Source organism: Arthrobacter woluwensis, assembly GCF_030816155.1.
GTDB classification, from domain to species: domain Bacteria; phylum Actinomycetota; class Actinomycetes; order Actinomycetales; family Micrococcaceae; genus Arthrobacter_E; species Arthrobacter_E woluwensis_A.
This window is the reverse complement of the sequence record NZ_JAUSXR010000001.1, coordinates 2,345,432-2,371,389: the sequence shown is the minus strand read 5'-3', so window position 1 is coordinate 2,371,389 and position 25,958 is coordinate 2,345,432. Positions and strand designations below refer to the sequence as shown.

The 25,958-nt window shown below is 69.7% G+C and carries 26 protein-coding genes and 1 riboswitch; of the genes, 16 read left to right on the top strand and 10 right to left on the bottom strand.

Annotated features, from left to right (window positions below; translation table 11 throughout):
* Positions 1 to 19 precede the first annotated feature (19 nt).
* Together QFZ52_RS16165 and QFZ52_RS16160 are read left to right on the top strand one after the other, a co-directional pair.
* On the top strand, positions 20 to 442 hold the full coding sequence (locus QFZ52_RS16165) for a general stress protein (protein WP_373425663.1): 423 nt from the start codon (positions 20 to 22) through the stop codon (positions 440 to 442).
* A complete protein-coding gene (locus tag QFZ52_RS16160) occupies positions 423 to 956 on the top strand; it encodes a hypothetical protein (protein WP_373425662.1) in 534 nt (177 codons plus the stop codon). Before QFZ52_RS16165 ends, QFZ52_RS16160 begins: the two co-directional genes overlap by 20 nt.
* A 165-nt stretch (positions 957 to 1,121) precedes the next feature.
* Here the strand turns inward: QFZ52_RS16160 and QFZ52_RS10760 are convergent, their stop codons facing one another.
* A complete protein-coding gene (locus QFZ52_RS10760) occupies positions 1,122 to 2,684 on the bottom strand; it encodes an aminopeptidase P family protein (protein ID WP_307497608.1) in 1,563 nt (520 codons plus the stop codon).
* Between the two features lie 208 nt (positions 2,685 to 2,892).
* On the opposite strand from QFZ52_RS10760, the gene QFZ52_RS10755 reads away from it, so the two are divergent.
* Positions 2,893 to 4,182, top strand: coding sequence for an MFS transporter (locus QFZ52_RS10755; protein WP_307497607.1), 1,290 nt, complete (start codon positions 2,893 to 2,895; stop codon positions 4,180 to 4,182).
* Positions 4,183 to 4,215: 33 nt separating this feature from the next.
* Positions 4,216 to 5,061 carry a PHP domain-containing protein gene (locus QFZ52_RS10750; protein WP_307497606.1) on the top strand — a complete coding sequence of 282 codons (846 nt, stop codon included), beginning with the start codon at positions 4,216 to 4,218 and terminating at the stop codon, positions 5,059 to 5,061.
* A 5-nt stretch (positions 5,062 to 5,066) separates the two neighbouring features.
* On the opposite strand, the gene QFZ52_RS10745 is transcribed toward QFZ52_RS10750, so the two are convergent.
* A complete protein-coding gene (locus QFZ52_RS10745) occupies positions 5,067 to 5,693 on the bottom strand; it encodes a TetR/AcrR family transcriptional regulator (RefSeq protein WP_307497605.1) in 627 nt (208 codons plus the stop codon).
* Positions 5,694 to 5,729: 36 nt separating this feature from the next.
* Between QFZ52_RS10745 and QFZ52_RS10740 the strand changes: the two genes are divergently transcribed.
* Complete coding sequence (locus tag QFZ52_RS10740; protein WP_307497604.1) at positions 5,730 to 6,560, top strand: alpha/beta fold hydrolase; 831 nt, start codon at positions 5,730 to 5,732, stop codon at positions 6,558 to 6,560.
* Between the two features lie 118 nt (positions 6,561 to 6,678).
* On the opposite strand, the gene QFZ52_RS10735 is transcribed toward QFZ52_RS10740, so the two are convergent.
* The 3 genes from QFZ52_RS10735 to QFZ52_RS10725 form a co-directional block, all read right to left on the bottom strand.
* Positions 6,679 to 7,554 (bottom strand): DNA-methyltransferase, encoded by an 876-nt coding sequence (locus tag QFZ52_RS10735; RefSeq protein WP_307497603.1) that lies wholly within the window; start codon positions 7,552 to 7,554, stop codon positions 6,679 to 6,681.
* Positions 7,555 to 7,562: 8 nt separating this feature from the next.
* Positions 7,563 to 9,221, bottom strand: coding sequence for a DEAD/DEAH box helicase (locus QFZ52_RS10730; protein WP_307497602.1), 1,659 nt, complete (start codon positions 9,219 to 9,221; stop codon positions 7,563 to 7,565).
* 265 nt (positions 9,222 to 9,486) lie between these two features.
* Positions 9,487 to 10,974: an RNB domain-containing ribonuclease gene (locus QFZ52_RS10725; protein ID WP_307497601.1), complete on the bottom strand. Its 1,488-nt coding sequence runs from the start codon at positions 10,972 to 10,974 to the stop codon at positions 9,487 to 9,489.
* Positions 10,975 to 11,105: 131 nt separating this feature from the next.
* Here QFZ52_RS10725 and QFZ52_RS10720 point away from each other — a divergent pair, with 131 nt between their 5' ends.
* The 3 genes from QFZ52_RS10720 to QFZ52_RS10710 all read left to right on the top strand — a co-directional run bounded on the left by QFZ52_RS10720 (position 11,106) and on the right by QFZ52_RS10710 (position 13,712).
* A complete protein-coding gene (locus QFZ52_RS10720) occupies positions 11,106 to 12,059 on the top strand; it encodes a DUF805 domain-containing protein (RefSeq protein ID WP_307497600.1) in 954 nt (317 codons plus the stop codon).
* Positions 12,060 to 12,193: 134 nt separating this feature from the next.
* Positions 12,194 to 12,904, top strand: coding sequence for a DUF805 domain-containing protein (locus tag QFZ52_RS10715; protein ID WP_307497599.1), 711 nt, complete (start codon positions 12,194 to 12,196; stop codon positions 12,902 to 12,904).
* Between the two features lie 106 nt (positions 12,905 to 13,010).
* Positions 13,011 to 13,712, top strand: a complete 702-nt coding sequence (locus QFZ52_RS10710) for a DUF805 domain-containing protein (RefSeq protein WP_307497598.1) — start codon at positions 13,011 to 13,013, stop codon at positions 13,710 to 13,712.
* Positions 13,713 to 13,786: 74 nt separating this feature from the next.
* Here the strand turns inward: QFZ52_RS10710 and thiE are convergent, their stop codons facing one another.
* On the bottom strand, positions 13,787 to 14,449 hold the full coding sequence (gene thiE / locus QFZ52_RS10705; RefSeq protein ID WP_307497597.1) for a thiamine phosphate synthase: 663 nt from the start codon (positions 14,447 to 14,449) through the stop codon (positions 13,787 to 13,789).
* Positions 14,450 to 14,476: 27 nt separating this feature from the next.
* A riboswitch (TPP riboswitch) is annotated at positions 14,477 to 14,593 on the top strand.
* Here thiE and thiO point away from each other — a divergent pair.
* The 3 genes from thiO (at position 14,589) to QFZ52_RS10690 (ending at position 16,820) form a co-directional block, all read left to right on the top strand.
* Positions 14,589 to 15,788, top strand: a complete 1,200-nt coding sequence (gene thiO, locus QFZ52_RS10700) for a glycine oxidase ThiO (protein ID WP_307497596.1) — start codon at positions 14,589 to 14,591, stop codon at positions 15,786 to 15,788. (Overlaps the previous riboswitch by 5 nt.)
* A complete protein-coding gene (thiS, locus tag QFZ52_RS10695) occupies positions 15,785 to 16,021 on the top strand; it encodes a sulfur carrier protein ThiS (RefSeq protein ID WP_307497595.1) in 237 nt (78 codons plus the stop codon). The genes thiO and thiS overlap by 4 nt, the downstream gene beginning before the upstream one ends.
* 1 nt (position 16,022) lies before the next feature.
* Positions 16,023 to 16,820 carry a thiazole synthase gene (locus QFZ52_RS10690; protein WP_307497594.1) on the top strand — a complete coding sequence of 266 codons (798 nt, stop codon included), beginning with the start codon at positions 16,023 to 16,025 and terminating at the stop codon, positions 16,818 to 16,820.
* Between the two features lie 212 nt (positions 16,821 to 17,032).
* Here QFZ52_RS10690 and QFZ52_RS10685 read toward each other — a convergent pair whose 3' ends face one another.
* The 3 genes from QFZ52_RS10685 to QFZ52_RS10675 all read right to left on the bottom strand — a co-directional run bounded on the left by QFZ52_RS10685 (position 17,033) and on the right by QFZ52_RS10675 (position 18,365).
* Positions 17,033 to 17,335 (bottom strand): hypothetical protein, encoded by a 303-nt coding sequence (locus tag QFZ52_RS10685; RefSeq protein ID WP_107003580.1) that lies wholly within the window; start codon positions 17,333 to 17,335, stop codon positions 17,033 to 17,035.
* A 6-nt stretch (positions 17,336 to 17,341) separates the two neighbouring features.
* Positions 17,342 to 17,566, bottom strand: a complete 225-nt coding sequence (locus tag QFZ52_RS10680; protein ID WP_066211181.1) for a DUF3107 domain-containing protein — start codon at positions 17,564 to 17,566, stop codon at positions 17,342 to 17,344.
* A gap of 175 nt (positions 17,567 to 17,741) precedes the next feature.
* Positions 17,742 to 18,365 (bottom strand): TetR/AcrR family transcriptional regulator, encoded by a 624-nt coding sequence (locus QFZ52_RS10675; RefSeq protein WP_373425660.1) that lies wholly within the window; start codon positions 18,363 to 18,365, stop codon positions 17,742 to 17,744.
* A 104-nt stretch (positions 18,366 to 18,469) separates the two neighbouring features.
* Between QFZ52_RS10675 and moeB the strand changes: the two genes are divergently transcribed.
* Entirely contained in the window at positions 18,470 to 19,681 is a 1,212-nt protein-coding gene (gene moeB, locus QFZ52_RS10670) for a molybdopterin-synthase adenylyltransferase MoeB (RefSeq protein WP_307497593.1), read from the top strand.
* Between the two features lie 37 nt (positions 19,682 to 19,718).
* Here the strand turns inward: moeB and QFZ52_RS10665 are convergent, their stop codons facing one another.
* A complete protein-coding gene (locus QFZ52_RS10665; RefSeq protein ID WP_307497592.1) occupies positions 19,719 to 21,113 on the bottom strand; it encodes a glutamyl-tRNA reductase in 1,395 nt (464 codons plus the stop codon).
* Positions 21,114 to 21,259: 146 nt separating this feature from the next.
* Between QFZ52_RS10665 and hemE the strand changes: the two genes are divergently transcribed.
* From hemE to QFZ52_RS10645, 4 genes are all read left to right on the top strand, one after another.
* Positions 21,260 to 22,336, top strand: a complete 1,077-nt coding sequence (hemE, locus tag QFZ52_RS10660) for a uroporphyrinogen decarboxylase (protein ID WP_307497591.1) — start codon at positions 21,260 to 21,262, stop codon at positions 22,334 to 22,336.
* Between the two features lie 7 nt (positions 22,337 to 22,343).
* Complete coding sequence (gene hemG / locus QFZ52_RS10655; protein ID WP_307497590.1) at positions 22,344 to 23,891, top strand: protoporphyrinogen oxidase; 1,548 nt, start codon at positions 22,344 to 22,346, stop codon at positions 23,889 to 23,891.
* Positions 23,892 to 23,982: 91 nt separating this feature from the next.
* A complete protein-coding gene (gene hemQ, locus QFZ52_RS10650) occupies positions 23,983 to 24,693 on the top strand; it encodes a hydrogen peroxide-dependent heme synthase (RefSeq protein ID WP_307497589.1) in 711 nt (236 codons plus the stop codon).
* Complete coding sequence (locus QFZ52_RS10645; protein ID WP_307497588.1) at positions 24,690 to 25,919, top strand: ferrochelatase; 1,230 nt, start codon at positions 24,690 to 24,692, stop codon at positions 25,917 to 25,919. Before hemQ ends, QFZ52_RS10645 begins: the two co-directional genes overlap by 4 nt.
* Positions 25,920 to 25,958 lie beyond the last annotated feature (39 nt).

Sequence of the window (25,958 nt, the reverse complement as noted above, 5' to 3'; positions counted from 1 at the left end):
AATAGGCAAGAATGTGGGTATGTCGAACTTGTTTGGTGCACCCAGGATTCCCGAGGAGCTCCGTTCCGTGCCGCAGGGCGTGACGGTGGGCTCCTACAACTCCTACCTCGATGCCCAGAAGGCCGTGGACTACCTGGCGGACCAGCAGTTCCCCGTCCAGTACGTCTCGATCGTGGGCAACGACCTGAAACTCGTGGAGCGCGTGACCGGCCGTCTGAGCTACCCGCGCGTGGCCATGTCCGGCCTGCTCAGCGGCGTGTGGTTCGGTCTCTTCATCGGTCTGCTGCTGTCCCTGTTCTCCCCGGGCGGGGCGTTCTCCGTGGTGACCTCGGTCCTGATGGGCGCGGCTTTCTTCGCCCTCTTCGGCATCGTCAGCTACGCCATGCAGCGGGGCAAGCGGGACTTTCACCTCGACCAGCCAGGTGCTGGCCAGCAGCTATGACGTGATCGTGGCTCCCGAAGTCGCGGGGGAGGCGAGCCGGATGCTCCTGCATCTCCCCATGCGGGGCAACGACGGCGGCGCCCGCCAGCACAGCCAGCAGCAGGGTGGTCAGCACCCCGGCTACGGGCAGGGCCACGGCCAGCCGCAGGCGCCACAGGAGCCGCAGCGGCCCGAGGCCTGGGGCAATCCGTACGGACAGCGCGCTGAGGACGCCGGCCAGCAGGCTCAGTCGCCCGAACAGCAGGCGCCGTCCACGGTGTCCTCGGACTACCGCGACCTCCCGGATGGCCGCCCGCAGTATGGCGTCCGGCTGAACCAGACGCCCTCGGCGGCTCCCGCCGTTCCGGCCCAGGAACCGCAGCAGGCTGAGCCGCAGTCCGCGGAACAGCAGCACGCTGAGGTTCCGCAGGCTGAACCGTTCGGCGAGCACGGGCAGCAGCAGGAGGGCCAGCATGACGAGCCTCAGCAGGGACAGCACAGTGAGCAGCACCCCAAGGACCCCCGAGGCGAGTAGCCCCGGCCCGCTCCGGCGGGACTATGGAATGTGACGCCGCGCGTCGCACGGGTCCGGAACGACGAATGGCCCCGCACCGGGATTCCGGTGCGGGGCCATTCTCATGCCCGAGGCGCGGTGCTCACGCTGTCGCGCTCAGCGCGCCACGACGGCGGTGAGCGGCACTCAGCCGCGCAGGCCGGCCATCCAGGCCTCGACGTCGTCGGCCGTGCGGGGGAGCACGGCGCTCAGGTTCACGGCGCCGTCCGCCGTCACGAGGATGTCGTCCTCGATGCGCACGCCGATGCCGCGGTACTCCTCCGGGATCGCAAGATCCTCGGACTTGAAGTACAGGCCCGGCTCGATGGTGAACACCATGCCCTCGGCGAGTTCGGCGTCCAGGTACAGCTCACGCTTGGCCTGGGCGCAGTCGTGGACGTCCATGCCGAGGTGGTGGCTCGTGCCGTGCGGCATCCAGCGGCGGTGCTGCTGACCGCTGTCCGCGACGGCCTCCTCCACGGTCACGGGCAGCAGGCCCCACTCGGCCAGGCGCTCGGCCAGGACGCGAGTGGCGATCTGGTGCAGCTCGCGGAACTTCAGGCCCGGGCGTGCGGCGGCGAAGGCCGCATCGGCGGCGTCCAGGACGGCTTCGTAGACGCGGCGCTGCACCTCGGAGAAGGTGCCGTTGACCGGCAGGGTGCGGGTGATGTCCGCGGTGTAGAGGCTCTCGGCCTCGACGCCGGCGTCCAGCAGGAGGAGATCGCCCTCCTTCACCTGACCGTTGTTGTTGATCCAGTGCAGGATGGTGGCGTTGTTGCCGGAGGCGGCGATGGTGTCATAGCCGAGGTCGTTGCCTTCCTCGCGGGCCTTCGCGAAGAACGCGCCTTCCACGACGCGCTCACCGCGGTGGTGCGCGACGGCGCGGGGCAGGGCCTTGACCACTTCGTGGAAGCCTTCGATGGTGGCGGCGACGGCCAGCTTGAGCTGCTCGACCTCCCACTCGTCCTTGATCAGTCGGAGTTCGGAGAGGGCCTCGGCCAGCTTCTCGTCCAGGGCGTCGAGCTGGGAGAGGTCCAAATTCTCGGGGTCCTGGGCGGTGTTGTAGCGGGCGGTGTCCACCAGGGCATCGATGTTCTCGTCCACCTTGCGGAGCAGGCGGATGGAGATCCCGCCGATCTCGGAGGCGCCGACGTTCTTGGTGATCGCCACTTCGAGCTCGTCGAGGTGCGCGGTCGCCAGGTCGAGGCGGGCCTTCAGGTCGGCCAGGCTCGGGCGGGGGCCGATCCAGAACTCGCCGGAGCGGGCGTCCGCGTAGAACTGTTCGGTGTCGCGGCCGGCCATCGGGCGGAAGTAGAGGGTGGCGTGGTGGTGGCCGCCGTCGTCGCCCTGGCCGTCATCGGTGGGTTCGAGGATCAGGACCGCATCCGGCTCGTGGTCCACGCCGAGGCCCGTCAGGTGCGCGAAGGCCGAGTGGGGGCGGAAGCGGTAATCCGTGTCATTGCTGCGGACCTTGTGCGGACCGGCGGGGATCACCAGGCGTTCGCCCTTGAACTGCTCCGAGATCGCACGACGGCGGCGGGCGGCGTGTGCGGCGACGGCTTCCTCGGCCGGGAGCTCCTGCGAGGCGGGAGCCCAGCTGCTGGCCATGAAGGCCTTGAAGGCATCGGAGGAGGGGCGCTGCGAACGGTTGTTCACACGGTCCTCCAACGGCTGGGTGCTGGCATCAGTGGTGTGTTCTGCGTCATTCACCCTTCTATCGTCTCACTGATCCGGGCGGGCAGGAGCCGGGGCGTGGAGTGCCGCTCGAGCGGTTTGACTCGCGTCACAGACGAGTCCGCTGTATATGTCGTACTTCATGCCGAAACTCCGGCCCGCCCGGGGCACTCGGGGGAACGTGGTGTTCCGCCGGATCGGTTCGGCAGCCCGATTCAAGGTCAGGTCATCGATGAGGGCGGAAGTGACGGATACGGCCCGGAGAGCCGGGCTGCCCCTTGCCTTCTTCGGCTTCCTCACCGCCGTCAGCATCTCGAACATCGGGGACAGTTTCCGGTCGCTTTCCCTTGATCTGTGGTTCTACGAGGCATCAGCGGACAAGGAGGCAGCACGGGTCACGTTGCTGCTGATGACGATTCTCCCGGCTTTGGTGCTGGGCTCTCTCGCCGGTGCCGTGGCGGACCGGTGGGATCTGCGGCGGACCTTCCTCGTCACCACCGTGCTCCGAGGGGTTCTGAGTTTCGGACTTGCCGCTGCGGCATGGCTCGCCGGGCCGGGGTATCTGGCGGTGCTGATCGTGACCGCCTCGGCGATCTCGTCGGTGTTCTTCGCTTCGTCGGCGTTCGTCTTCCTTCCGCGGCTGGTCAAGGAAGGTCTGCTGTCCCGGGCGAACGGCTACCTCGAGTCGGCCACGTGGGCTGTGAGCTCGGTCGGGCCAGCCCTGGCGTCAGGCGCCTTCGCGCTCTGGGGTGCGGTGCCCGCCTTCCTCATCGACGGGGTGTCCTTCATGGTCGCCGCGTGCCTGTTCTCCAAGGTCGTCCGGAAGACGCCTGGAGCGGGTGCTGAACGCGTGCCGTTGGCGGACCGGCTTCGGGTCTTCAGGGAGGAAGTGCGGGAGCTGGTGCTGGGCATTCCTCCCGCGGTGCGGTATCTGGCAGGACACCGTCCGGCTCTCGGGATACTCCTCGGTTCTTATGGGGTCACCATCACCGCCGCGGTCAACTCGTTCAGCTTGATCTTCCTGATCGCATCCGATCTCGGGCTGCCCGCCGAGGTCTTCGGTGTCGTGCTGTCACTCAATGGCATCGTGGCCGTGACCGCCGCGGTTCTCACGGGCGTCTTCCTGCGCACCGAGGCTCTGCGCCGGTACTTCCTCGCCTGTCTGCTCCTGCTCGCCACCTCGCAAGTGATCATGGGGCTGTCTCCGAACGTGGTCCTGTTGCTGGTGGGTGTGGCGGTGAGCGCAAGTGTCAATGCTCCGTACAACGTGGCCGTCACGACGCTGTTCCAGAAGTCGATCTCGGAGAAGTTCCTGGGGCGTGTCGAAGGCCTGGACGTGTCGGTGGACAACGCGCTGAGAATCGTCGTCCTGCTGGCCGCCGCCTGGTCGGTGGGGTCCTTCGGGGCGCGTCCGGCGCTGATCGTGTCGGGGGTGATCGCGGTCGTCCTGTGTGGCGTCGCCTGGTGGCTGACCCGGGAGACTGCTCCTGTGGAGCACGCCGGTGCTGCCGGGGGCGACGACGGCGACGGGTGAGCTCCGCGGGTCCGCCGGGACTACGCTGGGAGCGTGAGGATCGACCTGCATGCACACTCGAACATCTCGGACGGCACTCAGCCGCCCGCCGACCTCGTGGCCTCCGCCGCTCAGGCCGGACTCGACGTCGTCGCGCTGACCGACCATGACACCACCGACGGGTGGGCCGAGGCCGCCGAGGCGGCGAAGGCTCTAGGCGTCGCCCTGGTGCCGGGCATGGAGATCAGCTGCCGCACCTCCGAGGGCATCAGCGTCCACCTGCTGTCCTATCTGCACGACCCCACGCACCCCGGCCTGCTGGAGGAGATCTCGAAGGCCCGCGACGCACGGCTCAGCCGGGCCGAGCACATGGTCGCGCTGCTCGCCGAGGACTACCCGCTCAACTGGGACGATGTCACCCAGCACCTGGCGCCGGGTGCCACCGTGGGCCGGCCGCACATCGCAGACGCACTCGTGGCCGCGGGGATCGTGAGTGACCGGACCGAGGCTTTCGCCACCATCCTGACGTCCCATTCGCGGTACTACGTGCAGCACTACGCCGTGGAGCCGGCGCTCGCCGTCGAACTCGTCAGGGACGCCGGCGGCGTTCCCGTGTTCGCCCATCCAGTGGCCAGCGCGCGCGGCCGCGTGGTGGGGGAGCGGACCTTCCACGAGATGATCGACGCCGGTCTCGGGGGCCTGGAGGTCTGGCACCGGGACAATCCACGCGAAGGCCGCGAATACCTGCTGGGCCTCGCCTCGAAGCACGACCTGATCGTCACCGGTTCGAGCGACTATCACGGCAAGGGCAAGCCCAATCTGCTGGGGGAGAACCTCACGTCACCGGAGCAGTTCGCCCGGATCGAGGACCAGGGCCAGGGTCGCGTGATCCGGGGCTGAGGGGGTCAGTCCTTGGAGGGTGCGGCAAGTGCCTGCCCGGCGATCAGCCGGAGGGCGAGACGAGCCGTGTCCAGGAGTTCATCCCGTCCTGCCCCGAGATTCGATTGTGCGGACAGCCCGTGCCACACCGACTGAATGAAGGACGTCAGTGTCGTCGGTGAGACGCCGGGGCGCAGCTCGCCGTCGGAGGCCGCCCGGCGAAGCCGCGTGAGCAGGGCCTCCGCGTTGGAGGCCTGCAGGTCCGCGATATAAGCGCGGGCGTCGAGGGTGCTCGTGCTGTCGGCCAGGGCGGCACTGCTGATGAGGCAGCCGGGATGAACCTCGCTGCTCTGGGTGAACTCGCCCACCGAATCGATGAGCACTCGCTCAATGACCCCCAGAACGTCCGGTTCGGCGACGGCCTGCTGGTAGATCTCGCGGTAGCGCTCGGCGTAGGTCCGCACAGTCTCCTCGAAGAGGCCGGCCTTGCTCCCGAAGGCGGCGTAGAGGCTCGACGTCGAGATCCCCAGCTCCGTGGTCAGCGCACGGGTGGACGTCCCGGAGTAGCCGTGGCGCCAGAAGAGGCGCGCGGCACCCAGGATGGCGCGATCGCGACTGAACGTCGAGGGGCGGCCGCGGGTGGTGGAAGACACCCTGGAATTATAGATCGTTTGCTCCATAATTGATTTATGGAGCAAACGATTCAAAAAACAGTGAAGCGTGACGACGGCAGCTGGGTGACGGTCGATGTGTACGGCGACCCCGCCGCTCCCGGCCTCATGGTGGTGCCGGGCGTGATGAGCGACGCGCGGTCCTGGGGAGCCGTGGCACGGGCGATCACGGCCTGGCCTTCGGTCGCCGTGCTGAACCGCCGGGGCAGGACGCCGTCTGGCCCGCTCACCGCGGACTACTCCCTGGATACCGAAGTAGGCGATCTGCTCGAGGTGCTGAACGTCCTCGGTCCCGTGAAGTCCGTGTTCGGCTGGAGCTACGGGGGCCTGATCGCTCTGCTCGCCGCCGGCCGGCATCCGATGGAGCAGGTGATCGCCTACGAGCCCGTCGAACGGCCTTTCGCCGCGGAGGCCCTCCCGGCCTTGCGGACGGCGGAGGAGGCACAGGATTGGGACCGGAGCGTCGAGATCGTCAACCGCGATATCTCAGGTTTCACGGCCGACTACGTCACGGGGCTGCGGGCGGACCCCGCCGTCTGGGAGGAACTCCGGCGCTTGAGCGTGCCGCTGTCGGCTGAACTGACGGCGCTGAACGCGGTGGCGCCGCCGAAGACCCTGGCGCAGGAAGCCGGCCGGGTGGATTTCATCGTCGGCGAGCGCAACCGCCACGGTGAGCCCTATGGGACGGCGTTCGACGCCATCGCAGGCCGGGTTTCCGGCGCGCGGATTCACGAACTCGCCGGAGTGGGCCACCTCGCGCATCTGGAGGACCCCGTCGGGCTGGGACGCCTCCTCGACGCCCTCGCTCGGATCGAGGACCAGGGACGCGGCAGCGTGATCCGGGGCTGACCGGACCGGTTTCGCCGGTCTCGGCGCCCCTGTCGACGCAATGCGCCGCAATGGGGGCGCGCCACGCCAACAAGGGCGCAAACCGTCACCAACGGCACACGATGCCGGGAAGGTGCTCTCAGCCCAGCGTATGCACCGTGGCGGAGTCCGCGAGGCGGGTTGCCATGACGGACACGGCGGACGGGTTCTCGTCCACGCAGATGAAGCGCCGGCCGGTCTTCGCGGCCACCGCCCCGAGGGTTCCCGAACCCGCGAAGAAATCCAGGCACCAGTCGCCCGGCCGGGTGGACGCCATGACCATGCGGCGCAGGAGACCCTCCGGCTTCTGCGTCGGGTAGCCCGTCTTCTCCTTGCCGGTGGGGGAGACGATCGTGTGCCACCAGACGTCCGTGGGCAGCTTCCCGCGCTGGCGCTTCTCCTCGGTCACGAGGCCAGGGGCCATGTACGGTTCGCGGTCCACCTCGGACGCGTCGAAGTGATACGCCTCCGGGTCTTTGACGTAGACCAGGATGTTGTCGTGCTTGGCGGGCCAGCGGCGACGGGCACGGGCGCCGTAGTCGTAGGCCCAGATGATCTCGTTGAGGAAGCACTCCCGCCCGAAGATCGCGTCGAGCATCACCTTGGCGTAGTGCACCTCGCGGTAGTCCAGGTGCAAGTACAGCGTTCCGTCCGGCGCCAGGAGACGCCATGCCTCCCGCAGCCGGGGCTCCAGGAATGCCCAGTAGTCCTCGAAGGCGTCGTCATAGCGGTGCAGGTCCCCCCGCAGCGTCTGGTACGACCGTCCCTGAAAGCCGATCCGGTCACCTTCGCCCTCCGCGCTGCGGACCATGGTGGTCTGCTGGCGGCGCTGGGTGCGACCCGTGTTGAACGGGGGATCGATGTAGATGAGCGTGAACGAGTCATCCGGCAGGGTCGGCAGGAACCCGGCGTTGTCCGCTTGGACCACCAGGTTCCCGCCGTCCGGCTGCCAGAGCTGTTCAGCGGTCCGGGCCATGGATCCCGTCAGGATTCCTGGGCGGGGGCGCCGGCCTCGCGGGCCACGACCTCGCCGTTGCGGCGGCGGGTGCGGTTGCGCGGGCGGCGGCGACGGGAGTCGTCGTCGCTCTTCTTCTCGGCGGCAGGCGCTTCGGTGGTCTCCGCGGCAGGCTGACGCGTCCGACGACGGCGGCCCTCGGCATCCCCGGACGCCCCCTCGCTGCGCTGGCCACCGGAGCGGCGCTCGCCGCCGCCCTGACGGTCACCGCGGGAGGAGGACGACGGGCGCTTGGCCACGCGCTTGCCGGTCTCGCCCAGATCCTCGAGGACCTCGGCGTCCACACCGGCCAGAACGCGCTTGTCCCGGGGCAGGCGGCCCTTGGTGCCCTCCGGGATGTCCAGATCCGTGTAGAGGTGCGCGGAGGAGGAATAGGTCTCCACGGGCTCGGCGAAGTCCAGCCCCAGAGCCTTGTTGATGAGGCCCCAGCGGGGCATGTCCTCCCAGTCCACAAAAGTCACGGCGGTGCCCTTGTTGCCGGCACGGCCCGTGCGGCCCACGCGGTGGAGGTAGATCTTCTCGTCTTCGACGCACTGGTAGTTGATGACGTGGGTGACGTCGTCGACGTCGATGCCGCGGGCCGCGACGTCGGTGGCCACGAGGACGTCCACCTTGTTGTTGCGGAAGGCCCGCAGGGCCTGTTCGCGGGCGCCCTGGCCCAGGTCACCGTGCAGAGCGGCGGCGGCGAACCCGCGGTCCACGAGCTCCTCTGCCACCTTCGCGGCGGTGCGCTTGGTCTTGGTGAAGATGACGGTGCGGCCGCGGCCCCGTGCCTGCAGGATGCGGGCGACGACCTCGATCTTGTCGAGAGCGTGGGCGCGGTACACCAGCTGGCGGATGTCCCGCTTGGTCAGACCTTCGTCATCGGGGTCGGCCGCGCGGATGTGGGTGGGGCGCGTCATGTACCGGCGGGCCATGGCGATGACCGGCCCGGGCATGGTGGCGGAGAAGAGCATGGTCTGGCGCGTGCCCGCCGGGGTGGCGGCCATCAGCGTCTCGACGTCCGGCAGGAAGCCGAGGTCCAGCATCTCGTCGGCCTCGTCCAGGATCACGATCTTGATGTTGGAGAGGTTCAGGTGGCGCTGCTTGTAGAGGTCGATCAGGCGGCCCGGGGTGCCGACCACCAGGTCGATGCCGTTCTGAAGGGCCTCGATCTGCGGCTCATACGCGCGGCCGCCATAGATGGTGGCGATCCGGACCTGGTGCAGGCGGCTGGCGGTGGCGAGGTCGTTGGCGACCTGCACGGCGAGCTCACGGGTCGGGACGATCACGAGGGCCTGCGGAGCGCCCGGGACCTGCAGCTTCGAGTACTTCGGGTCATCGCTGGTCACGATGCGTTCCAGCGCCGGGACGCCGAAGCCGAGGGTCTTGCCCGTGCCGGTCTTCGCCTGGCCGATGATGTCGTGCCCGCCGAGCGCGACGGGGAGCGTCAGCGCCTGGATGGGGAAGGGGTGGATGATTCCGGCCTGGGCCAGGGAATCGACGATCTCGGCGCGGACGCCGAAGTCCGCGAAGGTCTTCTGGACCTCGGCGTGCGGTTCCGCCGTGGTGGTGATGGTCTCCTCCGGCTCGACACTCTCGGTGCCGCTGGTGTCGACCAGGACTTCATGACTGTGGGTTTCGCTCACGCGTGCCTCCTTGGCATTGCTCCGCCAGCGCCGGGACGGGCGTCTGCCAACCTTGGCGACGGCACCGGTCGTTCCAGGAAAGGTCCCGGAGAAGGCGGAGTACGGGTGGAAGCCGATCGCGGTCTGCGTGGGCCGCACTGGCGGCCATCAGGGGTGCCGGGCCCGTGAAGAACGGGCGGGGCGGGGGAAATCAATGGTCAATCAACGACCGGGCATCCATGACTACCCCCTCATTCTAGGGGATGGAGGGCTGATTCCCCTGATTTCACCCCGCGGCAGCGGCCGGTGAGGCCTCCTCGACCAGGCTGAAGGTGACTGAGCGGCCCTTGACGTCCGCGGCGTCCAGCCGGACCCTGACCCGCGTCCCGGGTTCCATGGCGCCGGTGCAGCGAGCCGAGACCGCTGGGTCGAGCAGCTGGACCGTGGCGACCGGCGCGGTGGCGTTCTTCCCGTTGCCGGTGGAGATGACCACGGCGTCGAAGACCTCGCCCAGGCGGGGCAGCATCACGGCGGCTTCGACGGTGTCGATCGCGGCACGGTCCAAGCGGGACGAGCGCTGCTCGGCCGCCTTCATGAGATCCGGCACCTGAGACAGGCTCTCCCTGGCCCACCCCGGGACCTCGGTGCCCTGGCTGAGCGCTTCGCAGATCACGAGCACCCAGCGGTCGACCAGACGGCGCAATGGCGCGGTCGCGTGCGAGTAGGGCGCCGCAATGGCGGCCTGGACGGTGTCCTCGGGGACCTCGCCGTCGAACGCGACGTAGCCCGCGCCGCGGAAGAGCGCTGCCGCCGCATGGACGATCGCGAGATCCTTCGGCTGAGAGGGGTCCAGTGTCCTCAGGTACTCGCCGTAGCTCATGCCGTCCGGGCCGTCGGCGCTCCACGGTTTGCCGAGCGCGGCGGTCTGGCGTTCGAAGGTCTCCAGCGAGCGCGCGTCCGGAGAGGGCATGGTCCGCAGGATGCCCACCGAGCCGCGCACCATCAGATCCGCGGCCGCCATGCCGGTCATCAGGGAGATCTGGGCGTTCCAGTCCTCCACGGGAAGGGGGACTTCGGTGAGGAGGCGGTACGCGCCGCTCTCCGGGTCCTGCTCCACCACCTGGGCCGGGAGCTTCAAGGAGGCGCCGCCCCGGAGGCGTTCGAGCTCGATCCGTTTCAGACCCACCTCTTTGAGGAGCTGCAGGCATTCGCTCGCGGTGCCGCCGTCGATCGCCTCCTGCACGCCCTGGTAGCTCAGCTTGGCGCGCGAGCGGACGCGGGCCCGGTGGACCGTGGCGTTCACGACGGCGGCGGTGGAGTCGAGCGTGAACTCCCAGAGGAAGGCGGACCGGTCGACGTCGGGCAGCAGGCTGCCGGCATCCTCGGAGATCGCTTCCGGATGGAGCGGGATCCGGCCGTCGGGAGCGTACAGGGTGAGCCCGCGACGACGGCATTCGGCGTCCAGCGCCCCGCCCGGCGCGACGAACGAGGGCACGTCCGCGATCGCGTAGTAGACGGTGTACCCGTCCTCATGACGCTCGATGAAGAGGGCCTGGTCCAGATCCGTGGACGACGCCGGGTCGATGGTCACGAACTCCACGTCGGTGCGGTCCTGGTCCGGAAGCACGTGGGCGCGGATGGCACGCTCGGTCTCCTCAAGGACCTCGGGCGGGAAGGCCCGGGGGACTTCGAGTTCTTCGCGGAGCGCGGTGAGCGCCTCCGCGAGACCGTCCTGAACTCCTGGGGCGCCACTGGGGATCCATGTGTTCGTCACGCTCACAGGCTAGCCCCCGGGCGGACTTCCGGCTTCCCCGACATCCCACCGGGCCCGGCTTCTGGCATACTGACAGCAAAATCATCACCGCGTGTCACGGCCGTCAAGGCCAGTCAGGAGCAGGGCCAGCCATGACGAATCAGCCCGAGTCCCAGCAGCCGCAGCCTCAGCAGCCGCCGGTTCCCCCGCAGCGCCCCCAGAACGCACCGACCCAGGGTGCGCCGGCTCAGCCGGGCCAGGGACAGCAGCAGGGGCAGCCGCAGCAGTACGGCCAGCAGCAGTATGGCCAGCAGAACTGGAACCAGCCGCAGCAGTACGGCCAGGGTGGACAGCAGCCCCAGCAGTACGGGCAGCAGCCTCAGCAGTACAACCAGCAGCAGTACAACCAACAGCAGTACGGCCAGGGCCAGCCCACGCAGCAGCAGGGTTACCCGCAGCAGGGCCAGTACCAGCACACCGGCCAGCACCAGCAGTACGGTCAGCAGCCGGCCGCCCAGTATCAGCAGGCCGCCCAGGCTGCGCCGCAGCAGTACGGCCAGGCGAGTGGATCGTATGCCCAGCAGGCGTACGGTCAGCAGCAGCCCGTCTACGGTGGCCAGTCCGCCGCGGCGTCGGGCCCCCTGGACCCGGGCGCAAGCCTCGGCTTCATGGCGGCCATCAAGACCGTGTTCCGGAAATACGCCACCTTCACCGGCCGGGCGGGCCGTCAGGAATTCTGGTGGTGGTTCGTCTTCGTGGCCGTGATCGCGGTGGTTCTCAGCACCCTTGCGGCGATCTTCTTCGGCACCGGTCTGTCGCAGGCGGTCGCCAACGGTGACTACACGGAGATCCCGGGCACCGGCCAGGCCCAGGTGAACACCAATGCCCTGATGATCATCGGTTTCATCTTCTGGGGCATCGCGGGGCTGTTCTCGCTGGCGGTGATCGTGCCGACCGCGGCCGTCGGGGCTCGCCGTCTGCACGACGCCAACTTCAGCGCCTGGTTCCTGCTCCTTTACCTCGTGCCGATCGGCAACCTGGTGCTCCTGTTCCTGTGGGCTCAGGCTCCCAAGCCCGAAGGCGCGCGCTTCGACGCGAGTTTCTGACGCCGTCGTCGACGGCCAGGATGGAGCCTTGAAAGGCCGCCACGGAGACTCTCCGTGGCGGCCTTTCCTTTCCCTGGAGCGTTCGGTGGGCGAGACTGGCGGGAGAACAGGACAACACCAGGGAAAGCGTGATCATGAGCCAGCCTCCGAACCACCCCGGCGACACCCCTCCCATGACCGGCACGCAGCCGTCGCAGCCCGGCCCCCAGCCGGTCCAGCCTGGCGCGGGCGTCCCGGTCCCACCGGACACCGCGCCGGGGTACTCACAGCAGTACCCGCAGCAGTACCCCCAGGCCTACCCGCAGCCTCATCCGCAGGGCGGTCTCGCCTGGCAGACTCCCGCGTGGCAGGCGCCGGGATGGGGTCAGCCCGTCCCGTTCGTGCCACGCCCCCGCGTCGGGTTCGTGGACGCCATCAAGTCCGGCTTCCGCAACTACGCCACGTTCAACGGCCGTGCGGTCAACTCCGAGTTCTGGTGGTGGTTCGTCTTCGAGTACCTGGTGCTCGGGATCCTCGGCTATGTGGCGTACTTCTTCCTGTTCGCCGGCATCATGACGTCGCTGGGCGGGGCGCTGTCGACGTCGTCCCGACGCGGTTACCGCAGTCCGGAGACCGACTTCATCTGGAGTGCTCCGCTGGTGGCCGGAATCGTTCTGGGCATCCTCTTCCTCATCGTGGCACTGGCGCTTCTGATCCCCGGGCTCGCTCTGCGGGTCCGCCGTCTGCACGACGCCGGTTACAGCGGCTGGTTCGTCCTGCTGAGCCTCGTGCCGTTCGGCTCGGTGGTCGTGCTGGCGCTCCTTGCCATGGAAAGCAGTCCCGAAGGCATGAAGTACGGATATTGAGCCTGTTCAATGGGGAGTTTTCCCCATTGAGCGAAGGCTGGATGTGGTGGAGACTGTACGGTGAAGAAGCATCAAGCGCACCCATGAACAGGGAAAGAACAGGACCATGACGCAACAACCCGATTGGCAGAACAACAACGGCGGCCAGCCGCAGCAGCAGCCGCAGCAGCCGCCGCAGCAGCCGTCCTACGGCCAGCAGCCTCCTCAGGCACCCCAGTACGGGGCCCCTCAGGCGCCGCAGGCTCCTCAGTACGGCCAGCAGCAGCCTTACGGCCAGCAGGGCTACCAGCAGCAGCCCTCCAGCCCCTACGGCCAGCCCGCCTATAGCGGCGGCCTCTACCCGCCGTACGTCCCGCGCCCGAGCGTCGGGTTCTCGCAGGCCATCAAGATGGGCTTCGCCAACTACGCGAACTTCAAGGGCCGCGCCAGCCGGAGTGAGTTCTGGTGGTGGTACCTCTTCCAGGCACTGGTGGCGGGCATTCCGGTAGCCATCGGCTACGGTCTGTTCATTGGTGGGATCGTCTCCCAGTCCGCCTACTCGGACTCCTCGACCGGTTACACGTCCTCCTCGGACGTCACTTTCACGGGAGCGATGGTGTTCGGCATCATCCTCCTGATCCTCGGTGGCCTCATCAGCCTGGCTCTGCTGGTGCCGTTCATCGCCGTCGCGTGGCGCCGTCTGCATGACGCAGGCTTCCCCGGCCCGATGTTCTTTCTCACGTTCATCCCGTACGTGGGTGGCATCATCCTCATCGTGCTGTGTGCCATGCCCAGCAAGCCCGAGGGCATGAAGTACGAAGTCCAGTAGCTCCGGCTGCGACGACCACGGCCCCGGCGCCTTCGCGAGAAGGCGGCCGGGGCCGTGGCGGTTTAAGAGAAATGTCAGGCGTCGGGAAGCTCCGCCAGCAGGCGCCGGGCGGCGTCCGCGGGGTCCGAGGCCTCGGTGACGGCGCGGACCACCACCACGCGCCGCGCCCCGGCCTCGACCACCTGGGCCACGTTGCTGTGATCGATGCCGCCGATGGCGAACCACGGCACGGAGGTCCCGGTCGAGTCCGCGTACCGGACCAGATCGAGACCCACCCCGGCGCGGCCGGGCTTGGTCGGCGTCGCCCAGAGCGGCCCTGCGCAGAAGTAGTCGGTCTCGCCGCGGGCCGCGGCAGCGAGGGCGGCGTCCACCTGCTCCGGCGCGTGGCTCGAGAGGCCGAGCAGGACGTCGTCGTTCAGCAGAGAACGCGCGGCAGGCAGCGGCAGGTCCTTCTGGCCCACGTGCAGCACCGGGCTGCCGGACAGGCGAGCGATGTCGGCCCGGTCATTCACAGCCCAGAGCTTCCCATGGCGTTCGGCGGCCTCCCGGAGCACCGTGAGGAGTTCCAGTTCCTCGGCCGCTTCGATCTTCTTGTCCCGCAGCTGGATGATGTCCACCCCGCCCGAGTACGCGGCGTCCACGAAGTCCGCGAAGTCCCCTCGTTCCGCGCGCGAATCCGTGCAGACGTACAGCCGTGCGGCGGCGAGGGATGGTGTCGCAATTGCTCGATTACCCATGGGCTTCAGCCTAGTTCCTCTAGACTGGTGCGGTACTGCGGGAGCCGGAGCGGATGGTCACATTCGCCGGCTGAGAGGGCTTGAGCGCCGACCGCCACACCTGATCCGGCTAGTACCGGCGTAGGGAAGGACGAGGAGCATGGAGCAGGAGCCGGCGGACGTCGCGGTGATCGGCGCGGGCATCGTGGGCCTGGGGATCGCCTGGACGCTGCTGCGCTCCGGCCGCCGCGTGACCCTGATCGACCCGGCGCCCGCACAGGGCGCGACCTTCGCCGCCGCCGGCATGCTGGCCCCGGTGAGCGAATACCACTATCAGGAGGAAGCCCTCCTCGGACTGACGCTGGAATCGGCGGCGCTCTGGGAGGATTTCGCCGCCCCCTTCGGACCCCTCAACGGCCACCGGACGACGCCGACCCTCGTGGTGGGCTTCGACGCGGCCGACCGTGCCGCGCTCGCCGACCTGCAGGCGGCGCAGCAGGCGCACGGCCTTGAGGTTCAGACGGTGTCGCTGCGCGAGGCGCGTCGGATGGAGCCTCTGCTCTCGCCCCAGCTGTCCGGCGCGTTCCTCACCCCGAGTGACCATCAGGTGGATCCGCGGGTCCTGCACGCCGTGATGCTGGAGGCCTTCCGACGCGACGGCGGGACGGTGCTGACCGAGCGCGCGGATGCGCTGCATTGGTCGGCGGACGACGACGGCGGCTCCACGGCGGGCCGGGTGACGGGGGTCCTGCTCGCCTCGGGCCGTGTCGTGACCGCGGACGAGGTCGTCGTGGCGAACGGCCTGGCATCGCCCGAACTGCGAGGGCTTCCCGAGGGGCTCGACCTGCCGCTGCGCCCGGTGCACGGGGACATCCTGCGCCTGCGGGTCCCGGAACGCCTGCGGCCTTTCCTCTCCGCGACGGTGCGCGGCTCGGTCCGTGGCCTCCCCGTCTACCTCGTGCCCCGCGACGACGGCACCGTTGTCATCGGAGCGACCCAGCGCGAGGACGGGCAGGCCGGAGTGTCGGCGGGCGGTGTGCACCAGCTGCTCCGGGACGCACAGCAGCTGGTCCCCGCAGTCGCGGAGCTCGAACTCGAGGAGATCACTGCCCGGGCGCGGCCCGGGACACCGGACAACGCGCCACTGCTCGGGCGGGTCGCCGCGGCAGGCAGCGGCGAGGTGGCGGGTCTAGTCATCGCCACGGGATTCTTCCGGCACGGCGTCCTGCTGACGCCGGTGGCGGCCCGGGCGGTCCTGGACCTGCTCGACGGACACTCCGACGGGCGCTGGGCGGCCTTCCGGCCCGACCGGTTCAGCCCGGGACTTCTGAAGGAGAACACAGTGGAGGCGCACGCATGAACATCACGGTGAACGGCGAACAGCGCGCCGTGGGGGAGGACGCCACCGTGGCGGTCCTGGTCTCTCAGGTGACGGGTCGCGAGATCCTGGCCGATGGACGGGCCGCGGACGGACGCCGCGTCGGGATGGCCGTGGCCCGGAACGCCACCGTGATCCCGCGGAGCCTGTGGTCCGGGACCGCGCTGGAAGACGGCGATGAACTGGAACTCGTGACCGCGGTGCAGGGAGGCTGACATGACGGAGATCCTGCAGGACCAGAGGCTCGATCCGCTGGTGGTGGACGGCGTGGAGCTGGGCTCCCGGCTCATCATGGGCACGGGAGGGGCACCGAGCCTGGACGGCTTGGGCGCTGCGCTCGTCGCCTCCGGGACCGAGCTCACCACCGTGGCGATGCGCCGGTACAGCCCGGCACAAAGCGGCTCCTTGTTCCAGCTGCTCGTGGACCAGGGGATCCGCGTCCTGCCGAACACAGCCGGATGCTTCACGGCGCGCGACGCCGTGCTCACCGCGGAACTGGCGCGCGAGGCTCTGGAGACGGACTGGGTGAAGCTCGAGGTCATCGCCGATGAGCACACGCTGCTCCCGGATGCCGTGGAGCTCGTGGACGCTACCGAGCAGCTCGTGTCCCGGGGCTTCAAGGTCTTCGCCTACACGAACGACGACCCCGTCCTGGCCCTGCGCCTCGAACAGCTCGGCGCCACGGCCGTGATGCCGCTGGGCGCCCCGATCGGCACGGGGCTGGGCATCCTCAATCCGCACAACATCGAAGTGATCGTCTCCCGGGCGTCCGTTCCCGTCGTGCTCGACGCCGGCATCGGCACCGCCTCGGACGCGGCGCTGGCGATGGAACTGGGCTGTGACGCGGTGTTGCTGGCCACGGCCGTGACTCGTGCACAGGACCCCGTGCGGATGGCGACAGCGTTCCGGCATGCCGTGGTCGCGGGCCGCCTCGCCCGGACCGCAGGCCGCATCCCCCGGCGGGAGCACGCCCTGGCCTCGTCCAGCATGGAGGGCCGGGCCGAGTTCCTCTGAGGCGCGGGCTCGACGACGGCGGCTTCCGGGCGTGTGCGCGCACTGCGGGCCACGCTTGATCGCGGGCTGATTCCGCAGGCTACGCCCGACCGCTGCGCAGCGCGGCAGGCCTGGGCCCGCCTGGCCACAACGACTGAGGGGCGCCTCCCGGACCTGAACGGTACGGGAGGCGCCCCTCGGCGTCGGGCCTGAAGACGTCTGCGCTGACTGAGTCAGACCTTCAGGATCTCCGTCAGCGCCTTGGCGTCCTCGGCGGACCGGCGGGAGCTGAGGATCCAGGACACGGCGAACGACGCCGCGATGCCCAGGACCAGCGGTCCGATCCACGGCAGCCAGGTCCAGCCGGGCAGGTAGCCCAGTCCGAACGCGATGAAGATGATCCAGCTCAGCGCGGTGACCAGGACGCCCGCCCCGGCCGGGAGCGCGGCGCCCAGCGTGGCGCGCTGCCGGTTGACGGCCCAGGCGAGCGCGCCGACGGCCGCCACGAGCAGGACCGGGATGATCAAGGACAGCATGTCTGCCTACAGAGCGCCGAAACCGACGCGGCGCTGCTCCTCCGGGCCCATCTCGACATAGCCGAGGACCGCGGCGGGGATGATCACGCGACGGCCCTTGTCGTCGGTGAGGGAGAGCTGCCCGCCGGAGGCCAGCGCCTCGGAGACGGCGGTGGCGATGGCCTCCGCTTCCTCGGAGGACTCGAACACGACTTCGCGAGCGACGTTCTGGATGCCGATCTTTACTTCCACAATTGCCTCCTGGCAGTTTCGTGCGGGCCACGGACGAACACGGCGCACCGCAGGCTTCAACAGCTGTTCCAAGCCTAATATGGCGGGCCGGGGGAGAAGGCCCGTTCGGGCACGCTGGGAGCGAACACGAGGTCGGGCAGAGCAGTCGGCGTGGCGTGGCGTGGACGCCGCGCGCTCAGCTCTCCTTCGGGAAGCGGCTGATGCCGCGCCAGGCGAGGCGGTAGATGAGGTCGCTGGCGACGTCGAGGTCGAGCTTCCCGTCCGTCTCGAGCCAGTACCTCGCACTGACCTGGGCCATGCCGGCCAGACCGCGGCCCAGGAGCTGTGCCTCCAGGAGCGGGAGTTTCGTGTCTTCGGCGATCACCCGGGCGACCGCGTCCGCGAAGGTCCGGTTGAACGTCTCCAGACGGTCGCTGACCTCCTCGTCATTGGTCAGCCCGGACTCGAAGACCAGGCGGTGCGCCTGATCGTCGCCGGCCATGAACTCGAAGTAGGCCCGCATGACGGCCTGGACGCGGAGCTTGTTGTCCGTGGTGGAGTCGATGGCGCTCAGGAGCATGTCCGTCAGCACCGCCAGATGGCTTTCCAGGAGCGCGAGGAAGAGTTCCCGTTTGGAGGGGAAGTGCTGGTAGAGGACCGGCTTGCTGACCCGGGCCGTCTCGGCGATCTCGTCCATCGCGGCGCCGTGATAGCCGTTCGCGACGAACACCTCCTGGGCCGCCTGGAGCAGCTGTGCCCGCCGTTCGTCCCGGGGAAGACGCGCGGTACGAGCGCCCGGCCGTGCTTCGCTCACCGTCACATTCCATCCTTTACTTCCAGCGCCATCCCTGTGCGTCCGGCGTGAAGGCCAGTTTACCCATAGGTAATATGACGCGTGTGAGGCGGTGGGCATACATTGAAGACATGTCCTCCCTGACTTCCCGCACCGCCCTGCCGCCCCTGGTCGAACCCGCGGCGGATCTGACCCGCGAAGAGCTCGAGCGCTATTCGCGGCACGTGATCATCCCGGAGATCGGCTCCGAGGGTCAGCGCCGGCTGAAGAACGCGCGCGTCCTGGTGATCGGCGCCGGTGGGCTGGGCTCTCCGGCCCTGCTCTATCTCGCGGCTGCGGGCGTGGGCACCCTGGGCGTGGTGGACGACGACGTCGTGGAGCTGAGCAATCTCCAGCGGCAGGTGATGCACACGGTGGATCGAGTGGGGCTGCCGAAGACCGAATCGGCCGCGCTGGCCATCGCCGAGCTGAACCCGCTGGTGACCGTGGTCCAGCACCGCGTCCGCCTGGACTCGTCCAACGCCGTGGAGCTCTTCCGCCAGTACGACCTGATCCTGGACGGGGCCGACAACTTCGAGACCCGCTACCTCGTCAACGACGCCGCGGCGATCGCCGGCAAGCCGTACGTGTGGGGCTCGATCTTCCGGTTCGACGGGCAGGTGAGCGTGTTCTGGGAGCAGCACGGCCCCACCTACCGGGATCTGTACCCCGAAGCCCCGCCGGCCGGCAGCGTCCCGAGCTGCGGCGAAGGCGGGGTGTTCGGCATGCTGTGCGCCGCGGTGGGCTCCCTCATGGTGAGCGAGGCCATCAAGCTCGTGACGGGCGTGGGCCGGTCCCTGCTGGGCCGCGTCGCGCTGTTCGATGCCCTGGGCGGGTCCTGGCGGGAGATCACCGTGCTCAAGGATCCGGAGGCGCAGCCCATCACCGAGCTGAGCGACTACGCCGTGTTCTGCGGCACGGCTCCTGCGGAGGAGGCGCCGTCGTCGTCGGAGGCCGGCGGTGCAGACGACGGAGTGATCGACGCGCGGCGCCTGGCCGCGATGCTGGAAGAGCGCGACGCCGGGGCGCGGGACTTCCTGCTGGTGGACGTGCGGGAGACGGGGGAGCGGGACATCGTGGCGATCCCGGGCTCGGTCCTCATCCCGCAGGGCCGGATCCTGGCCGGCGACGCCTGGGACGAGCTGCCGCGGGACACGGAGATCGTGTTCCACTGCAAGGCGGGCAGCCGCTCCGCGAACGTCCTGGCCGCCGCGCGCCGCGAGGGGTACACGAAGGTCAGCCACCTCGACGGCGGCGTGCTGGCGTGGGTGCGGGACGTGGAGCCGGGCAAACCGGTCTACTGAGGTTCGGGCCTGTGTCCGTGGATCAGGCGCCCGGAGTTCAGGCGCTGAGGTCCTGGGCGGTGTCCTCGTGCACGGACATCTCATGCGCCGGCACCTCGTGGGCCGGGCAACCGGCCTCGGCCGAGGCAGGCTGCGGCTCGGCGACGTCGATGCCGTAGAGCGCCTCGATGGCGTTCACGTACTGTTCCTGCATGCCGGCGGCGGCGAGTTCGCGGCCGCGGACCATGGGGGTGTGCAGGAGCTGCTTGACCATGCGGCGCAGCGCGAACTCCACCTCCTCGGCGGCGGCGGTGCAGCCATGCCGGGCCCGCACGCGCTCCATCTCGGAGTCGAGCACGGACATGGTGTGGCGGCGCAGCGCCACGATGGCGGAATCCACGCTGCGGGAGCGACGCTCCGCTTCGAATTCATGAGCGGCGGAATCCACGATCCGGGTGGCCTCGGCCAGGGATTCTGCGGCTTCCTCGGGCGCGGCGAGCCGCACGGATTCCAGCGTGAGGAGTTCCACGCCGTCGAGTTCATCCACGGCGGGGTCGAAGTCGCGGCTGAGCGCCAGGTCGATCACGATCAAGGGCTTGGGCTTGGGCTCAGGGCCGCGGACCTCGGCGAGTTCCTCGGCGGACACCCGGCGGTCCGAACCACTGCAGCCGATCAGGACGTCGGCTTCGGCGATCGCGGCGGACAGATTGTCCGCGTCGAGCGCGGTGCCGCCACGGGCCGCCACGAATTCGCCCGCCCGGCCGGAACCGGAGAAGACACTGACCTGGGTGCAGCCGCGTTCGCGGAGCAGGGCCATGGTGGCTCCGGCGTAGGCGCCGGTGCCGAAGAGGACCACGCGGGTGTTCTGCCAGTCGCGGTCCACGGACAGCTCGGTGGCCAGTTCAAGAGCCACGGAGACGATCGAGAGGCCGCGGCTGCCCAGCGCGGTGCGGGTGCCGACCTCCTTCGCCGTGCGGCTGGCGGCCTGGAAGAGGCGCACCAGGCCGGGGCTGGCGGTGCCGGAATCCTGGGCGGTGATGAGGGCGCGGCGCACCTGGCCGGCGATTTCGCGTTCTCCGACGACGGCGGAGTCGAGTCCGGCGCCGACCGAGAAGAGGTGGCGGGCCACTTCGGGGCCGCGGCGGAGCGTCAGGGCCTGGGAGACGGTGTCCACGTCCAGGCCGCTCTGGGTGGTGATGTTCTTGAGAAGTTCGTCACGCGCGGCTTCCAGACCGCGTTCGGTGGCGGCTTCGGCGTAGATCTCGAAGCGGTTGCAGGTCGCGAGCACCACGGAGCCGTTCAGCGCGAGGTCCTCAGCGCCGTCAGCGGTCCGGCCCGGCAGGGGCGGCGACATGGCGCTCCGCGAGGCGACGGCGGAAGCGCCCTTGCTCAGCCGAGCAACGGTTTCGAGGTTCAGATCGGCGTGGGTCGCCGTGAGGGAAAAGAGCACCACAGTGGCACCATCTTATGCTCTTCGCACCTTTGTAGAAAAACCGGCCGCGAATCCGCGGATCCCAGCAATGGCGCGGAAATCACTGACACAGTGTCAGTGACGAAGTGTCGTCAAGTGGGAGCCCTGAAGATAGGCACAATCAAGATATGCCTTCCATGCTCCAGGCCCTCCCGGCTGCCCACCCTCTGGTCACCGGCGCCACGTCGGATTCCCCGTTGATCACCGCGTACCGCGGGGGCAAGCCCACCCGCCGGCCCGTGTGGTTCATGCGCCAGGCCGGCCGCTCGCTGCCCGAATACCGCGAGGCCCGCCAGGGGATCTCCATGCTGGACTCCTGCCTCAAGCCTGAACTCGCCGCCGAGATCACGCTGCAGCCCGTGCGCCGCCACGACGTCGACGCCGGAATCTTCTTCTCCGACATCGTCATCCCGCTCAAGCTCGCGGGCGTCGGCGTGGACATCGTCCCCGGCGTCGGCCCGGTCCTGGAGAACCCGGTCCGCACCGCGGCGGACGTCGCCGCCCTGCCGAAGCTCACCTGGGAGGCGCTCGAGCCCATCCGCCAGGCCGTCCGCCTCACCGTCGAGGAACTGGGCAGCACCCCGCTGATCGGTTTCGCGGGCGCTCCGTTCACCCTGGCCGCCTACATGGTGGAAGGCCGCCCGTCCCGCGACCACCTCGGCCCGCGGACGATGATGCACGCCGACCCCGAGACCTGGGAGGCCCTGGCCGCCTGGGCCGCCGACGCCTCGGGTCTCTTCCTTCAGGCGCAGCTCGAAGCCGGCGCCTCCGCCGCGCAGCTGTTCGACTCCTGGGCCGGTTCCCTCGGCCTGGCCGACTACGAGCGCTACGTCGCCCCCGCGTCCGCCCGGGCATTGGACGCGGTCCGCGGCCTCGGCGCCCCGCTGATCCACTTCGGCACCGGGACCTCCGAGTTGCTGCCCGCCATGCACCGGGTCGGCGTGGACGTCATGGGCGTCGACTACCGTCTGCCGCTCGACGAGGCCAACCGCCGCCTCGGGGGCGCGGTCCCGCTGCAGGGCAACATCGACCCTGCCCTGCTGCCCGCCCCGTGGGAGGTCCTGGAAGCCCACGTCCGCGAGGTCATCGCGGCGAGCGCCTCGGCCCCGGGCCACGTGGTCAACCTGGGCCACGGCGTTCCCCCGGAGACGGATCCCGCAGTGCTCACCCGCGTGGTCGAGCTCATCCACTCGATCGGGTACTGAGCCCGCCATGTCCCAGCCCACCCAGCCACAGCAGGGCCGCGGCCCGGCCCCGGCGACCGCGCCCGCCGGGGTGCGGCGCGCCGTCGTCGTCGGCGGGGGAGTGTCGGGGCTGCTGGCCGCGTACCGGCTGAGCGCCGACGGCGTGGCCGTTACCCTCGTGGAGGCGCGGCCTGTGCTGGGCGGTGCGGTCGGCTCGCACACGGTGGGCGGGCTGACGCTCGACTCGGGCGCGGAGTCGTTCGCGACGCGCGGCGACGCCATCCCTGCTCTGCTGAAGGAGCTGGGACTCGACCAGGACGTGGTCGCGCCGCATCCGTCGGGCGCGTGGGTGAGGCTTCCCCAAGGGCCGCGCGAACTCCCGAAGACCGGTGTCCTCGGCATCCCCGCCGACCCCTGGGACGAGGAGGTTCGCCGCACGCTCGGCTGGGCCGGATCGCTGCGGGCGAGCCTCGACCGGGTCCTGCCCGGGAACCTTGGAGCGGGCGCGGACGTCAGCAGCGTGGCCCGGCTGGTCAGGCTGCGGCAGGGCCGGCGGGTGCTGCAACGCCTGGTCGAACCGGTGGTGGGCGGAGTCCACGCCGCCGATCCGGGCCTGCTCGATGTGGACATGGTCGCTCCGGGCCTGCGGAACCGGATGAGGGAACACGGCTCGCTCGGCGCGGCCGTCCTCGCCCAGCGGCAGTCCGCCCGGGCGATCGCCGGGGACGCGGACCGGAGCGGCGCCTCGCGCCGTGCGGGGTCCGCCGTCGCGGGTCTCCGTGGCGGCATGCACCGGCTCGTGGAGGCGCTGGAGGCCCGTGTCCGGGAGGCCGGCACCCGCGTCCTCACCTCCGCCGCGGCGCGGCCCGTCAGCCGTGACGCCGAGGGCGTGTGGACCCTTCCCGTCGAGCAGGACGGCGCGGTCGAGACACTGCGCGCCGAGCACCTGGTCGTGGCGCTGGACGGCCCGGCCGCCGTGGAGCTGCTCGCCTCCCAGGTGCCCGCTCTCGCAGCGCACCGCCCCGAGCCGGGGGCGCAGATCAAGCTGGTGACCCTCGTGGTCGATCAGCCCGAGCTCGACGCCCGCCCCCGCGGCACCGGCATCCTCGTGGCGCCCCAGACGCAGGGCGTGCAGGCGAAGGCCCTCACCCACGCGACGGCGAAGTGGCCCTGGCTGGCCGAGGCCGCCGGGCCGGGCGTGCACGTGCTGCGCCTCAGCTACGGCCGCCAGGACGGTGACCCGGGTCAGCATCCGGAGAGCTCCGTCGCCGTCGAGAGCGATGACGAGCTCTTCCAGTCAGCCCTGGTCGACGCGTCCGAGCTGCTGGGCGTGCCCCTCGCCGCGGAGGATGTGCTAGATCACGACGTGGTCCGCTGGTCCGGGGCGCTGCCGTTCGCGGCGGTCGGGCACCGGCAGCGTGTCGCGGCCGTCCGGGACCTGTGCGCCGCGGAGCCGGGACTCGACGTCGTGGGAGCATGGCTGGCAGGAACCGGGCTCGCCGCCGTGGTGGCGGACACGCTCAAGATTTTCACCGGAGCCGGGACCGGTTCCGGGCAGGGTCCCTCGCGGGCCTAGAATTCTACATATCGTAGAAGTCAAAAGAAGTACCGAAGTACACAGCGGAGACGGACATCCGATCACTTCCGATGCAGGAGGACACAGCAGCATGAGCCACGCAGCAGCAGGACACCACGCCGGGGCGCCGGAGCCCCAGGGCGGCGGCAACGAGTTCTTCACCCTCTGGGCCGTCTTCAAGCGCACCGGCACCGTGGAGCGGGCCGAGAGCGCGGTGGCCGCCTTCGAGACCCTCATCGACTCGCTCTCGGAGCAGCAGGTGACCCTCCGCGGCGCCTACGACGTCTCCGGCATGCGCGCCGAGGCCGACGTCATGCTCTGGCTGCACGGCGCCAAGCCGGAGGAGCTGCAGGCCGCACTGCGCCGCATCCGCCGCACCGAACTGTTCGCCGGCACCGAACTGGCGTTCTCCGCCATGGGCGTGCACCGCGACGCGGAGTTCGCCAAGAGCCACACCCCGGCCTTCTCCCGCGGCGTCCCCGCCGAGGAGTGGCTGTGCGTCTACCCGTTCGTCCGCTCGTACGAGTGGTACATCCTCCCCGCCGAGGAGCGCGGCCAGATGCTCCGTGAGCACGGTCTGCTCGGCCGCGAGTTCCCGCAGGTCCAGTCGAACACCGTGGCATCCTTCGCCCTGGGTGACTGGGAGTGGATCCTGGCCCTGGAAGCGCCGGAGCTGGTGGACCTCGTGGACCTGATGCGCCACCTGCGTCACAGCGAGGCTCGTAACCACGTTCGCGAAGAAATACCGTTCTACACCGGTCGTCGCATCCCGGCGGCCCAGATTGCCGAGGTCCTTGCATGAGCACCCCAGTCGACGCCGCCCTCGAGGCGCTGCACATCAGCACCGAACCGAACACCGTGACCGACCGCGGCCGCATGGCCCCGGCCGAGTACGACGCCGTCCTCCTCGCCTCCTTCGGCGGCCCCGAGGGCCAGGACGACGTGATCCCCTTCCTGCGCAACGTCACCCGTGGCCGCGGCATCCCGGACGAGCGCCTTGAAGAGGTGAGCCACCACTACCGCGCCTTCGGCGGCATCAGCCCCATCAACCAGCAGAACCGTGAGCTGAAGGCGGCCATCGAGTCCGAGCTCTCCGCCCGCGGCCTCGACCTGCCGCTCTACTGGGGCAACCGCAACTGGGACCCCTACATCCCGCAGACGCTCCAGCAGATGTACGACGACGGCCACCGCCGCGTCCTCATGATCACCACGAGCGCCTACTCCTGCTACTCCAGCTGCCGCCAGTACCGCGAGGACATCGGCCTCGCGCTCACCGAGACCGGCCTGGACGGCAAGCTCCAGGTGGACAAGGTCCGCCAGTACTTCGACCACCCGGGCTTCATCCTCCCGTTCGTCGAGGGCACTCTCGAGGGTCTGCAGAAGATCCGCGTCGCGCTGGAAGCCGAGGACGGTTCCCGGGACTCGGAGATCCGCGTCCTCTTCGCCACGCACTCCATCCCCACCCGTGACGCCGAGGCCGCCGGCCGCAGCGCGGACGAGCCCCGCGATTTCGAGGGCGGCTCCGCCTACGTCGCGCAGCACCTGGCCGCCGCCCGCGCCATCATGGCCGTCGTGGCCCCCGAGGTCGCCTGGGATCTGGTGTACCAGTCCCGTTCCGGCGCCCCGCACGTGCCGTGGCTCGAGCCGGACATCAACGACCACCTGGAGGAGATCGCTCCGCAGGGCGTCAAGGGCGCCGTGATCGTGCCTCTCGGCTTCGTGAGCGACCACATGGAGGTCGCCTGGGACCTGGACACTGAGGCGCTGGAGACCTGCAAGGAGCTCGGCGTCGAAGCAGTCCGCGTGCCGACCCCCGGCACGCACGGCACGTTCGTGGCCGGCCTCGTGGACCTGATCAGCGAGCGGACGGTGGCCCAGAACATCGCCGACCGCCCGCACGTCACGGACCTCGGCGCCTGGTACGACATCTGCCGTCCCGGCTGCTGCGAGAACTTCCGCGGCGCCAAGCCGGTGATCGCCGAAGCCGGTGTCACCCTCGGCACCACGCACGACGCATACCCGGCCTAGGCCGCATCACCCCGGGACACCGGGACAGGGAGGAAGAGA